At 34.4% G+C, this 14,142-nt stretch carries 10 protein-coding genes; 7 read left to right on the top strand and 3 right to left on the bottom strand.

Features of this window, described 5'->3' with window-relative positions; all coding sequences use genetic code 11:
- The first annotated feature begins 127 nt into the window (after positions 1-127).
- From NLJ00_RS21340 to NLJ00_RS21315, 6 genes are all read left to right on the top strand, one after another.
- Positions 128-649, top strand: coding sequence for a DUF5004 domain-containing protein (locus NLJ00_RS21340; RefSeq protein ID WP_073488350.1), 522 nt, complete (start codon positions 128-130; stop codon positions 647-649).
- A 7-nt stretch (positions 650-656) separates the two neighbouring features.
- The gene (locus tag NLJ00_RS21335; protein ID WP_180856768.1) at positions 657-1,739 is read left to right on the top strand and encodes an antibiotic biosynthesis monooxygenase family protein; all 1,083 of its coding nucleotides are present in this window, start codon (positions 657-659) and stop codon (positions 1,737-1,739) included.
- 120 nt (positions 1,740-1,859) lie between these two features.
- The gene (locus NLJ00_RS21330) at positions 1,860-4,859 is read left to right on the top strand and encodes a SusC/RagA family TonB-linked outer membrane protein (protein WP_256635336.1); all 3,000 of its coding nucleotides are present in this window, start codon (positions 1,860-1,862) and stop codon (positions 4,857-4,859) included.
- Positions 4,860-4,883: 24 nt separating this feature from the next.
- Positions 4,884-6,398, top strand: a complete 1,515-nt coding sequence (locus tag NLJ00_RS21325; RefSeq protein ID WP_180856766.1) for a RagB/SusD family nutrient uptake outer membrane protein — start codon at positions 4,884-4,886, stop codon at positions 6,396-6,398.
- A gap of 290 nt (positions 6,399-6,688) precedes the next feature.
- Positions 6,689-7,933 (top strand): glycoside hydrolase family 71/99-like protein, encoded by a 1,245-nt coding sequence (locus tag NLJ00_RS21320; protein ID WP_256635335.1) that lies wholly within the window; start codon positions 6,689-6,691, stop codon positions 7,931-7,933.
- Between the two features lie 25 nt (positions 7,934-7,958).
- A complete protein-coding gene (locus NLJ00_RS21315; protein ID WP_256635334.1) occupies positions 7,959-9,983 on the top strand; it encodes a glycoside hydrolase family 97 protein in 2,025 nt (674 codons plus the stop codon).
- A 345-nt stretch (positions 9,984-10,328) separates the two neighbouring features.
- Here the strand turns inward: NLJ00_RS21315 and NLJ00_RS21310 are convergent, their stop codons facing one another.
- Positions 10,329-11,243: a hypothetical protein gene (locus tag NLJ00_RS21310; RefSeq protein WP_180856763.1), complete on the bottom strand. Its 915-nt coding sequence runs from the start codon at positions 11,241-11,243 to the stop codon at positions 10,329-10,331.
- A gap of 235 nt (positions 11,244-11,478) precedes the next feature.
- Here NLJ00_RS21310 and NLJ00_RS21305 point away from each other — a divergent pair, with 235 nt between their 5' ends.
- Entirely contained in the window at positions 11,479-12,654 is a 1,176-nt protein-coding gene (locus tag NLJ00_RS21305) for a hypothetical protein (RefSeq protein ID WP_256635333.1), read from the top strand.
- A gap of 195 nt (positions 12,655-12,849) precedes the next feature.
- Here NLJ00_RS21305 and NLJ00_RS21300 read toward each other — a convergent pair whose 3' ends face one another.
- Together NLJ00_RS21300 and NLJ00_RS21295 are read right to left on the bottom strand one after the other, a co-directional pair.
- Entirely contained in the window at positions 12,850-13,284 is a 435-nt protein-coding gene (locus tag NLJ00_RS21300; RefSeq protein ID WP_053474433.1) for a DUF6526 family protein, read from the bottom strand.
- Positions 13,285-13,565: 281 nt separating this feature from the next.
- A complete protein-coding gene (locus NLJ00_RS21295; RefSeq protein ID WP_256635332.1) occupies positions 13,566-14,051 on the bottom strand; it encodes a DNA-deoxyinosine glycosylase in 486 nt (161 codons plus the stop codon).
- Positions 14,052-14,142 lie beyond the last annotated feature (91 nt).

Here is a 14,142-nt window from a genome sequence, read left to right as displayed (position 1 = left end):
TTGATTATTTACGAAAACGTTTGAATTATATCTTGATTTTTTACAGATATTTTTTTTTAGATTTATTTAACATCTAGTTTCGTACTGTCCTTTTTAAGGGATGAAAAACTAACAAAAACCAAAATTTATGAGAAGTAAAAGTTATTACTGGTTAGCTCTGTTTATTTGTTTTTTTGCCATTAGCTGCGATAATACAGAAGACGGAAGCTACGTTGATCCAATTACGATTTATGAAAAAGTAAACGGAAATTGGGGATTAACAAATCTAAAAATGGTTGACGAATTTGCAAAGGCAAATAAGATCGAACCAAGCGAGGAAAACTTGAGTACTTTTTTTAACTACGAAGATTTTAAAATCAATTTTAGCGTAGACGAAAAAAACAAACCTACAAGTTATGAAGTGACGGGCAATGTTCCTCCTTTATTTGCTCCAAAAGGCTATTGGGAATTAAGCTCAGATTTTCAACAGACTAATGCAAGCGCAGTAAGAATCTACTTGTACAGCGACGCCGCAAAAACTCAAAAAACAGACGAACTTAGAGTAACATCTGTTCCTGGAAACAATGACGAAATGGAATTTCAGTTAGTGCATTCTTCAGGAGGAACTCCGTTTGTGACTTATGTATTTAAATTAAATGCTATTAATTAAAAGTAATATGAAAAAATTTCTATATACAATTTTACTTGCCCTTTTGATGGCTCCAACATTTACAAAGGCACAAGAAAACGCGGGAGCTGTGGGACCTATGTCATCATTTCCGGTTGTTTACAAATATGATGAGCAAGTTACATGGTACTTTGATCTTTCTGGAACTACGTTTGCAGAAAATCAGGATTTATACATCTGGATTTGGTCACCATCTGAACCAGATGCGGGAAATTGGGAGAATTCATCTGATTTCGCAAAACTGCACTATGAAGGAAATAAAGTGTGGAGTTTTACTTTAACTCCAACAGTATATTTTTCTAAAACCCCGGCTGAAATTGCAGCAAGCGCAGGATTTTGGTTTCGTTTAAAAGACAAAACGGGATCTAAACAAAGCGACGTGGCCAATATGCCATACACTGATTTTTCTTCTTTTTATACTGCGAATGAGCTGATCAGAGCTTATCCAACAAAACCAACTTTAGACAAAGGAGTAAGTATTTTATTTAATGCCAATTTAGCTCCGGGATTTGCAGGCGCAACAAGCGTTCACATTCACAGCGGATTGAACAACTGGGATATTAAACAAGAATACCAATCATGGTTACCGGACATTGTTGAAAAAACCAAACTAAAAGATTTAGGAAACGGATTCTACAAAATGGATCTTGTTCCAAAAACATACTACAATGCACCAGACGGTTATGTGATGGAAAATTTAGTTTTCCTTATGGTAAAAGACGACTGGGCAGGAACAATTCCGGATCAGGTTTTATATGCAGGAGCTTATGAGCCGCCGCCGGCACCAATATTTGGATTTTTTCCTTTACAAATCAGCCAGAAAGATTTCTTAGGTATCTACAGAAAAAACAACGAGCCGGGAGTAAACAAATTGCTTTACACGATTACGGCTGGTGCAAAAACAATTTCTGGTGAGTTTAGCGGTGGAACTGCAGAGATAAAAGGATTTGTCAATTTGGTTTCAGAACTTAAGGATTCTCCTGTTTTAAGTGAAATTCATGTTTTAGTTAAAGACAACAAAGACAAAACAATTTCAGATACGACGATTCCGCTTAAAACCTTAGACAAATAATTCACTATCAAATTAAAACATCATTCTAATGAAATGAGCATAATCCTAAAATTAGTCATTGAACAAATAATGGATATGCGAATTACATATGACTGATAGAAAAACAATAAATAACTACATATGAATAGTAAAAATAAAAGAATAGTCCTGCATCAAATGTGGACTACTAAATCGCTGGTATTCATGATTTTCATGCTTTTTCTTTCGGCAGGAATGTTTGCTCAGGGAAAAAAGCTGGTAACGGGTACCGTTTATGACAATACAGGCACTGTGTTGCCGGGAGCTTCGATTATCGAAACTGGAACAAGAAATGCAACAACAACAGATTTTGACGGAAAATTTAGTTTAGAGGTAGCCGTAGGAGGTTCAATCGAAGTTTCATTCATCGGTTCAACCACTCAAAAAGTACAGATAACAGCATCTTCTTCAAAGTTAGAAGTTCGTTTACAAAACGACGGTTATCAATTGGCAGAAGTTCAGGTTGTTTCTGTTGGATACGGGACACAAAAGAAATCTGATTTAACCGGAGCTATTTCAACTGTTACGGCAGATAATTTAGTAAAAGGAACAATTTCTTCTACAGAACAGGTTTTGCAAGGAAAAGTTGCCGGATTAAATATCATTCGTCCTTCGGGAGATCCTGCTGCGGGTGCAACACTTCGTTTACGTGGAGGAACTTCATTAACAGCAAGCAACAGTCCGCTTATTGTAGTTGACGGAATTGCTGGTGTTGATATTAATGTGGTTCAGCCGGCAGATATTAAATCGATTGACGTTCTTAAAGATGCTTCGGCGACAGCCATTTATGGTTCAAGAGGAGCAAACGGAGTTATCATTATTACAACAAAATCCGGGACAAAAGGAGTTTCTGTAGTATACAGCGGTTTATCAAGCGTAGGTTATGTTGCTGATAATTTAGACCTTTTATCGGCAAACCAATGGAGAGGTTATGTTCGTCAAACCGGAAACATGGATGCTGTTGATTACGGCGGAAATACAAACTGGCAAAAAGCAATCGAACAAACGGCTATTTCACAATCTCATACTTTAAGTATTAATTCTGGAAAAGTGGACAGCGGTTTTAGAGCTTCAATCGCTTACTTGAATAACGAAGGTGTTATTAAAAAATCTGGTTTAGAAAGAATTAGCGGAAACGTTAGTGCATACCAATATCTTGGAGACAATAAAGATGTAAAATTTGATATGGGTTTATTTGCTAATATCGACAAATGGCATCCTATTGATTACAGAATTTTTGAACGTGCTTATAACTTAAACCCAACAATTCCGGTTTATGATGCTAATGGAAACTTTACATCTGTAGGAGGAAATATCTACGAAAACCCTGTTGAGATTTTAACTAACAGAACGGTTGATAACGAAAGACACAGACTTTTAGGATACTTTAAAACTGAGGTTAAATTCTTAAACGATTTTCAGGCAGTTGCTAATATTTCATTAGAACATAATGCAGTAGCAGGTGGAACTTACAAACCAACTTACGCTATTATGGAAGGTAGAACTGAGGCTGGATATGCGCAAAGAACATACGCAGAATATACAAACGCACAAGGCGAACTTTATGTAAATTATTCTAAAGTATTTGGAAAACACAGCGTTAGTGCATTGGCAGGTTATTCTTATCTGGAAAATATTTATCAAGGTTTTGGAGCACAAAGAAGCGGATTTGTGAGTGATGCTTTTGGCTACAATAACTTAGGAGCAGGTTACAACTATCGTTTAGGAGACGTTTATTCTTATAAAGGAAAATCAAATTTAGTTTCTTTCTACGCTCGTGCAAACTACAATTATGATGGAAAATATTTGCTTACTGCAACAGTAAGACGTGATGGTTCAAGCCGTTTTGGAGAAAACAATAAATGGGGAACTTTCCCATCTGCATCTGCGGCGTGGAAAATTTCTAACGAGGATTTTATGAGCGGTACAAAAGACTGGTTAGGATCTTTAAAATTAAGAGTTGGTTATGGAGTTACAGGTAATCAGGACGGAATTGGTGAATACAAATCACTTTCTATTTTAGGAGTTGGAAACGATAGTTACTACGATCCGGTTACAGGAACCTGGAGTTTAGCTTATTCTCCAAAACAAAACCCAAATCCTGATTTGAAATGGGAATCTACAAGACAAATCAACGTGGGTATTGATTTTGGTCTTTTTGACAGAATCACAGGTTCATTTGAATGGTACCAAAAAAACACAGACGATTTATTATACACTTATGAAGTTCCTCAGCCTCCATATTTAGTAGGAACAATGTTAGCAAACGTGGGTGAAATGTCTAACAAAGGAGTTGAACTTACTTTGAATGCTGATATCGTAAGAGGAGATAAATTTACGTGGAATGCTAATTTAACACTTGGACACAACATCCAAAAAATTGAAAAATTATCAAACCCAACCTATAAAACTGATGTTATTTACAGCGGTTCATTACACGGTTTAGCAGGTATGTCTGGTCAATATTCTCAGGTTATTGCAGAAGGATATCCGGTTGGAACTTTCTGGGGATTCAGAAATGCTGGTCTTGATGAAAACGGAAAAATTCAGTACTACAATGCAGCAGGAAATGTTGTGGCAGAAAGTGCTTTAGTTGACGCTGACAAAACAGATTTAGGAAATATTCAGCCAGATTTGACTATGGGTATCGGAATGAATTTTACTTACGGAAATTTTGATCTTGGTATTACAGGTTACGGAATGTTTGGACAAAAAGCGTTGAATGCTACAAACATGATGTTGAACGATCCAACAAGATTACCATCTTACAATGTGCCGGATGATTTCTTAGGAAGCGGAATTACTTCTTCTCCTAAATATTCAGATTACTGGATCGAAGATGCGTCTTTCTTTAGATTACAAACACTTTCTGTTGGATACACAATGCCATTAGGCTTCAAAAATTCAAAATTGAGAATGTACATCATGGGAGAAAACCTTGCTGTATTTACAAAATACAAAGGAGTAGATCCGGAGATTGGTTTAAATGCACAGGATGGTGTTGACCAAACAGGATTAGCAGCGCCTGGTATCGATAAATACAACAATTATCCAAGACCGACTACAATTTCTGTAGGATTAAATTTCACGCTGAATAACTAAGCGATTAACTCAAAAATATAAAAAATGAAAATCAAAATAACAGCAGCAATATTAGTAAGCATGCTTTTTACGATATCATCATGTACCGATCTGGATGAACAATTATATGATAGAGTAGAAGATGGAAATTTTGGAAATACTCCAAAAGAAATTGATGCATTAGTGGGCGGGGCGTATTCTTCTTTAAGAGGTTTTGCAGATGGAATTTCAAACAATTATCCAACCTGCGAATACGTATTCTTTTTGAACGAAACGGTTTCTGATGAAGCTACAATTCCTACCAGAGGAACAAACTGGTACGATGGCGGGCAATATCAGGATGCACAAAAACATACCTGGAAAGCAGACAACCGTATGATTCTTTCGGCTTGGCGTTACAACTATACCGGAATTGCAAAAATCAACTCCATCATTTATCAAATCGATAAATCGTCGTTGACAGCTAATGCAAAAGCACCAATTTATGCAGAATTAAAAGCGTTAAGAGCGTATTACTATTACAATCTTTTAGACTTATTCGGAAATGTGCCAATTGTTGTAGATTTTGCAGATACAGCACTTCCAACAAATTCTACAAGAAAACAAGTTTACGATTTTGTTGAAAAAGAATTAACAGACGCCATTCCGCATTTAACTGGAAATGTAGTGTATTCAAAAATGACAAAAAATGTGGCTTATGCTCTTTTAGCAAGATTATATTTGAACTCAAAAGCTTTTATAGGAACAGAGCGCTGGCAGGATTGTATCGACATGTGTCAAAAAATTTCAGGTTACACATTAGCTCCTGATTTCTTTGCCAATTTTGCAACTCAAAATGAGAAATCTCCTGAAATTATTTTCGCAATTCCTTACGATTCAAAAGCAGGAACAGTTGGAAATTACATGAGTTCAATGTCTTGTCATTACCTTCATAAATTGACAATTTCTCCAGTAGGGGATTATCCTTGGAGTGCAAACGGAATGTGCGCGCAGCCGGGAGTTTATTCTGAATTTGCGGATACAGACAAAAGAAAAAAATGTATGGTTGCCGGAGATCAGATCAACTTAGCAACTGGAACTGTAATTACAATGGACAACGGAGAACCGTTAACCTATACAGAAACAGTTACAAGTGTTGCCGATGCTAAAGAAAATGAAGGTGTTCGTTTAGGAAAATACGAAATGAAAGCCGGAGAAACCTGGGAACGTGACCACGATTTAGTAGTAATTCGTTATGCCGAAATTTTAATGATGCAGGCAGAATGTTACGTTCGTTTAGGATCAGCAGATTTAGCAAAACCATTTGTACAACAAGTTACAGCACGTGCCGGAGAAGAAATGCCGGCAACAATCGATCTTAACTTTATAGATAAAGAATTGCTTAAGGAATTTACTTTTGAAGGAAGAAGAAGAACAGACAACATCCGTTTTGGAACTTTCTTCCTGCCATGGTGGGAAAAAGGAACAACAGAAGCTTACAAAGCAATTTTCCCTATTCCAAGTACCGTTTTAACAACAAATAAAAACCTGAAACAAAATCCTGGGTATCCTTTGAATTAGGTTCTAAAATGTCAGTCTTCCATGTTGGTTAGTCGTGGAAGGCTGACATGTTTATAAAAATAATTTTTGCCACAGATTAAAAGGATTAAAAAGATTAAAAAAATGTTTCACGCAGATTTTGCAGATTAAAGCAGATCTAATTTTAATGTATAATAAATCTGCGCGATCTGCTTAAATCTATTTAAATCTGCGTGAAATAATTTAATCACAGATAGTGAGCAAATAAAAATGCCATAAAAAAATCATTTTAATCCTTTTAATCTGTGGCAAAAAATAAAAATTAAATCAATATGAAAAGATATATCACATTATTGTTTTTTGGGATACTGAACATTGTAATCGTTTCCGGATGCAGCAGCGATGACAAAAGTCCCAATGAACCAGTAAAACCAGAAGTACTTAAACCCGTTGCCGTTGAAAAAACAAACAGCACCAAAATTTATGTACACTATATGCCCTGGTTTGAAACCAATGAAAGCAGTGCCGATAAAAAATGGGGATACCACTGGACAATGGCAAACAAAAATCCGAATACTATAGGCGCAAACAACCGCAGGGAAATTGCCTCTTACTATTATCCTCTAATTGGTCCATATCATTCGGGAGATAAAAATGTGATTGAAAATCATTTATTATTGATGAAATATTCAGGAATTGATGGTGTTTTGATCGACTGGTACGGAACTTACGATGTCAACGATTACAGAATGGTAAAAGAAAACACAGAACAGCTTATTGCCATGCTGGATAAAGTGGGATTGGAATATGCCATTGTTTATGAAGACAGAGTTACAACAAACGTTGTCAATGCCGGAAAAGCAATTTCTGTAACCAGTGCAGCAAAAACAGATTTAGCTTATATGGAGAAAAATTATTTTGTTGATGCAAATTATATCAAAGTAAACGGAAAACCATTGTTATTAAATTTTGGACCAATTGTATTGCAAACGCCTGCCGAATGGACAAACGTTTTCAATAGTATAACGACAAAACCAACTTTTTTAACCCTTTGGGACCAATCTGTAGAAGCCGGAGCAAATGCATCTGGAGAATATGCTTGGGTTTATAAAAACAGTACCTATCTAACAAATTTTTATACCAATACAAAACCAAAACTTTCTGTATCAATTGGAAGTGCTTATCCTGGTTTTAAAGATTTTTATGCCGAAGGCGGAGGCGGAGATGCAATTGGATGGACAATTGAACACAACAATGGCGCAACGCTTGACGAAACACTTTCTATGGCTAAAAATGCCAATTTAAATTACCTGCAGTTAATTACCTGGAACGACTTTGGAGAAGGAACCATGTTTGAGCCAACAGTTGAATTTGGTTACTCGTACATTGAAAAAATAAAAGCATTTGCCGGAGTTAAAAATACCGAATCTGTATTTCCGGATATAAGCAAAATGTACAACCTGCGAGTAGAAAAGAAAGGCAATGCCGATGCTCAGAATAAACTGGATCAGGCTTTTAATTATTTTGTTTCCATGCAGCCCGCAAAAGCAAAACAGTTAATAAACGAAATAAAATAAGAGTTGTAATTAATACAATTAAATAATGAAAAACATAAGATATAGATACTGTATAATTGCTTTAGCGTCAATATTGATTTACGCCTGCAGTGCTGGTACTAAAAAAACATACAAAATTAATTCGCCGGGAAAAGTAACCGAATTAGTTTTTGAATTAACTGTTTCAGGTCAGCCTCAATATAGTTTTACTTCTAACGGAAAATCGGTTATAGAACCTTCGTTAATGGGATTTGAATTTCAGGGAATTCAAAAAATGACTGAAGGTTTTGAAGTGGTTTCGACTGAAGAAAAAGCTGCCGATGCAACTTGGGAACAGCCTTGGGGAGAATTCAAAAAAGTTCGCGATCACCATAACGAATTGATTGTTCACTTAAAAGAAGCAAAAGGAGAAGAGCGTTTAGTTGATATTATTTTCAGGGTTTTTGATGATGGTGTAGGATTTAGATATGAATTTCCAAAACAGCCTAATTTAGGAAAAGTGAAAATTTCAAACGAAATCACGCAGTTTACTTTTAAATCAAATAATGATGTTTGGTGGATTCCGGTGCACCGCGAAAACAGTTATTATGAAAGTGAATACCGTAAAACGCCAATCAGCAAAACAGATACAATAAATACTCCGGCAACTTTTGAAACAAAAGAGAATTTATACGTTGCGATTCATGAAGCCAACTTAACTGATTTTGCTTCGATGACACTTTTAAAAACAAGTGATAAACAATACAAAAGTGATTTAGTGCCTTGGGCTGATGGTGTAAAAGTATATGCCGAAACGCCTTTTAAAACGCCTTGGAGAACGGTTGTTGTAGGGAAAACTCCGGGAGAAGTTGCAACTTCGACTATTATGCTGAATTTGAACGAACCTTCAAAAATTGAAGATCTTTCGTGGATTACGCCTTCAAAATACATTGGAATTTGGTGGGGGATGCATTTGGAGAAATTCACTTGGGGACAAGGCCCAAAACACGGTGCTACAACAAAAAATACAAAAGAATATATTGATTTTGCTGCGAAAAACAATTTTGACGGCGTTCTTGTAGAAGGCTGGAACGAGGGCTGGGACGGCGACTGGACTGCCGATGGCAGCGCCTTTAGTTTTGTAAAAGCATATCCGGATTTTAATCTGGAAGAAATTACAAAATATGCTGCCATAAAAAATGTTCGATTAATAGGTCATCATGAAACGGCTGGTGCTTCTAAACATTATGAAGGCCAGCTTGAAGATGCCTTTAAATTGTATCAAAAAATGGGTGTAAACTCAGTTAAAACGGGTTATGTAAATAAATATTTGGATAAAAAAGAATGGCACGACAGCCAGTATGCGTCTCGCCATTACAGAAAAGTAATCGAAACGGCGGCCAAATATCACATCATGATCGACAATCACGAACCGATAAAAGGAACCGGAATTCAGCGTACGTATCCAAACTTTATGTCACAAGAAGGCGGAAGAGGTCAGGAATATAACGCTTGGTCTGTAGACGGCGGAAATACGCCTCAGCATTTAACAACATTGCCGTTTACAAGAATGCTTTCTGGTCCGTTTGATTACACACCGGGGAATTTCAATTTTGATTATAAAACGCCTTCTGGAGCAAGAGTACAAACTACTTTGGCAAATCAGCTGGCATTGTATGTGATTATTTTCAGTCCGTTGCAAATGGCTTCAGATTTACCGGAGAATTATGTTGATAAACCTGAATTTCAGTTTATAAAAGATGTTCCGTGTACGTGGTCTGATACTAAAGTTTTGGATTCTAAAATTGGAGAATACACCACAATCGTTCGTAAAGATTGGGACGAGAAAAACTGGTATTTAGGTTCTATTACAAACAAAGATGCAAGAGATCTTAAAGTTACATTATTTTTCTTAGACAAAGGAAAAGAATACGAAGCCGAAATTTATGCCGATGGAGCAGGAGCAAACTATAAAACAAATCCTTATCCGGTTAAAATTTCAAAACAAAAGGTAAATAACCAAACCGTTTTAAATATCAAATTGGCAGCTGGCGGAGGAACAGCTATAAAATTCACTCCAATCGAGAAATAAGAAAGTTTAGATTATTTTGAGTTAAGTTTGAGTGGATGAACCCGATATCTTGAAAAAGGTGTCGGGTTTGTTTTTTTAAACCATATAAGTTATATAAGTTCATTTAAATGTATTGCGGTTTTTTTTAACGCATAATTTTTTTAACGCAAAGAGCGCTAAGTTTTTTTGATATAGATTGCGTTTAGAATGCCCAAAGTTCGCAAAGCTATATCAACACAAAGCTTTGCGAACTTTGGTTTTATAAAAACCTACCTTATTAAAAAAACTTAGTGCTCTTTGCGTAAAAATCTTTGCGTTCTTTGCGTTAAAAAATTACCCGCATAGATCAAAACCTGAAACAAAAACTCAATGTTTATAAAACTTTACATGATTTCCAAAGCTGTAGGTTGCCGCCAAAGTAGGACCATTATAACCCCATTTAAAGAAACCGTCTATTCTTGGTTTAGTTACATCGAGCCTGAAATTTAAACCCGTATAACCTGCCGTAAGACTGAAATTTTTATAAACGTTATATAAAACCGATAAATTATAACTGATAATTCGGCCGTCGATATCATTTATTTTAAGAGCAAAATAATTTATATTCGCATATAAACCCACTTTTTTTCCAAGTACAAATTCACCCCAGATTCCAACATCAGGTAAAGGAGCGGTGAAATCAACATTATCTCTGTATGATGCTTCTATCGTGTTTCCTACAAGTCCTATTCCAACATCAGCAAGCATTACGTGCGCACCAATTAATAAACCAAGTTCGTATTTTGGTTTAGATATTATGGCATATCCATAAGCAAATCGAATCATTTGATTGTCTAAAAAAGCAGAAACTCTTGCGTCAACCGGATAAGTATGGTCCTGAAATTCAATTTCTTTTTGAAGTGTTTTTTCCGAATTTCTTTTTAAATAAAAATACTCGAGATTAAAGCGGGATCTTCGGGAAGCGCGCCATTCAAAAGCGCCAAAAAAGGAAACCGTATTTGTTTCAAAACCTAAATCTTTTTCAAAATCAATATCAGTTCCAATTCTTCCGCCTGTTCCATTAACTTCGACTTCGGTATTGTTTACGGGAAAAAATACACCAGCGGTTGCTTTAAATCGCCTTCCATGCCACGGAAGATCATCTGCAGCATAATTCTGGAATTCATCTGAACTATTTTTTACAGTAGTTAAAGTATTTTCGTCTGTTATTTCGGCGGTTGTCTGTGCATTTGCCGAAAAAAAGGAGAGAGGAATTATCAAAAAATAAACTAATTTTTTCATGGTATTGAGGTTTTAGGTTTATTAATGAGATTACAATCATTAAAGTTAACAAAAAAAATCATGCAAATTATTTTTATTGAATTTTATTGTTTTGATTTTCAGGTATGTATAAAAATATTTATCAGATAATACTTATTTATAAAGGAGATTTAAACACCTTGTACAGACCAAAAATTAAGATTGAGTCTTGTCATTGCCATTGCGATTGCTTATATTTGAGTATAACCCTTAAGATATGAACAAAGCTTTAAAGCAATACCTCGTTAAGTCTTTTATAATTTTAGCAGTAATTCATTTAGCCTATTTTTTATATGGCTATTTTACTTTTGAAGGAATTAAGAAAATTGATATTTATTCAGAGTTTTACCGATTTAAGTTTTATGATGATGTATCGATTTCCCACTTTTTTATAAGCGGTTTATTTTTGCTTTTCTTTCTTATTTTTTTATTGAAGAATCATGCAAGACAGCGTTATTCTTTTGGAAAAGTGCTACAGATTGGTTTTTTCTTACTGCTGATTTCGTTTGTGAGTTTAACCTTTTTTATCAGTTTTAGTTTTGGGCAAAATGCAAAGCTGAAAGGAGAATTATCAGAGAAAAGTTATAACAAAGACAAAGAATTACTGAATGTTTTGAATCCGTTTTTATATAATTCAAGCTCCTATTATTCAGAGAAACTATTTAATTACGAGAATATCTTATATCCAAAACCTTATCCCGTAATTAAAGAAGAAAAACAAGAATTGATTTATCACGATCAATTTGGAACAGTAACGACTTATTACAGTATTGATACGCTAAAAGTTTTAACCGAAACTTATAATAAAGTTTCTAAAAAGGCAGATTCAATTTTCGATTTTGTCGGATTGGATGTAAATATTGTAAAAGACAGGATAATCAAACAAACAGTTGTTGGAGACAGTACACAAATCGTATTTAAAGGAACCGAAGTCAGCCCGGAATATGATAAAGATATTTGTATTTTCATTGAAAACAAATCGCTTTATAAGCCTGTTAACGGTGAACCAATTGATAAGCAGCAATATGAAGCTGCTGTAAAACGATATAATTTGTTGTATAAATTCAAGCAAGATTCGTTGACAAAACAGTTTCAAAAACTCGATACTTTATTTAAAAAATATAATATCGAGACACATATTGTCCCTAAAAAATTAACGTCTCAAGTTTTCTATTACACCAAAAATCAGGAAAGACGTTTAGAAGGAATAGAAAATTATTTCGACAGAAAAACCCTGAATGAAAAATTCCAGACTTTAGAACGTTATTTTTATCAGCCAAATTATCTTCATCCTAATATTTTACCCCTATTTATTGTTGTAGTGTTAGTGGTTTGGTTAGGCTTGTTTTTATTTTATATTCCATTTAATTATATGAAGGGTAAAAAGTTATGAGTTATGAATTATAAGTTATAAGGCTTTTAAAATAATTTAATTCATTGACGTTCCTGCAAGGTTTTCAAAACCTTGTAGGTTTCTATATCAGATCAATTTACGTGAAATATTTATACCTACAAGGTTTTGAAAACCTTGTAGGAAACGAAAAACCGTAATCAAGAGAATCTAAAATCTGCAATCTAAAATCCCTTCCTAAACTCTATTATAATCTGCGCGCCAGTGCACGATAGCTTTTTTTATGGCGTCGCCTGTCAGGTTATTTTTTAATGCATCCTCAAGTAACGGAAGAAATTCGTCATCTGGAGCAAATCGTAACGCAAATATTTGATCATCGGTTAATTTGTGTTCAAATTCTTCCAGTCTTTTACCCGTTAATGTAAAGTAGCGATAACGAAGTTCTAAGCGTACAATTCGGTTTTGTAAAATAAGCGCATAATGCTGGCGAAGCATATAAGCAAGGAAAAATAAAAACACAAAAACAACGCTTATAAAAGACCAAATAAGAGTATCATTTGTAGTAGAAGCAAAGTAAATACTAAATACAAGAAATACCGTTAAAACAGGATAATACACAAAATGGTGCGGAGTGTAAAACCGAATATGATTGTAGTAAGTTTGAATTTTCATAATTGGAATTTTATGTTAAATGTAAAAAAAAAGAAAGCTACCCTAATAATTTAGAATAGCTTTTTTCTCAAAAATAAACTAACATAACCAATGTTCTCTTTATAATCTAAACTTGTAAAAAGTTTGTCTTAATAATATCTATAATTTTTAAAAAGCCTCTTCTTCATCAATCCTTTTAAACCGGGGCTTTGATTTCTAAATTGTAAAATTATAGCACGTTGAGAAATTTCGTGTTATATTTTAAAGTTCAAAAGTTATATTATTTCAATATTTAATGTTTTTTAAATAATTTCTTCAATAACTTTCCATTCCTCTAATTTTGACTGAAACGATTTGCCAGCGTTTGCCGGACTTGTGGACGGAAGTGTAATTAAGGTATATTCTTTTTTTAAGTGTACATATTTTTTAAAGAACGCTGCCGCTTTTTGTCCGTTAAATAATATCGTATTTATTTTTGGATGTTGTTTCAGGAATGTCTCAAAATCATTGGCAATTTCATTTTTTATAGCACTGTCTAAACTTCCTACGCGGTCGCAATATTGCAAAACATCCCAAAGCGCAATTTTGTTTTTCAGCAAAAGCGCTTTTTTGGTTTCATAATCATTTGAGAAATCCTCATTAAAAATAGAAAACAAAAACTTCCAGAAATTATTCTGATTGTGTCCGTAATACTGATTGAGTTCTAACGATTTTGTTCCGGGCATTGTACCTAAAATCAGAATTTTAGAATCATTTGAACTTATAGGAGAGAAGGAATAGCTTTTCATTGATTGAATTAAGAAATATTTTATTTGAGTTAAACTTATATAGATAAGTAATTATAAAACAATTGTAGAAAATTATATAACATTTTTGGTT

Origin of the sequence: Flavobacterium panici (genome assembly GCF_024499525.1) — a bacterium.
GTDB lineage: Bacteria > Bacteroidota > Bacteroidia > Flavobacteriales > Flavobacteriaceae > Flavobacterium > Flavobacterium panici.
This window is presented reverse-complemented; position numbering and strand designations above follow the sequence as displayed.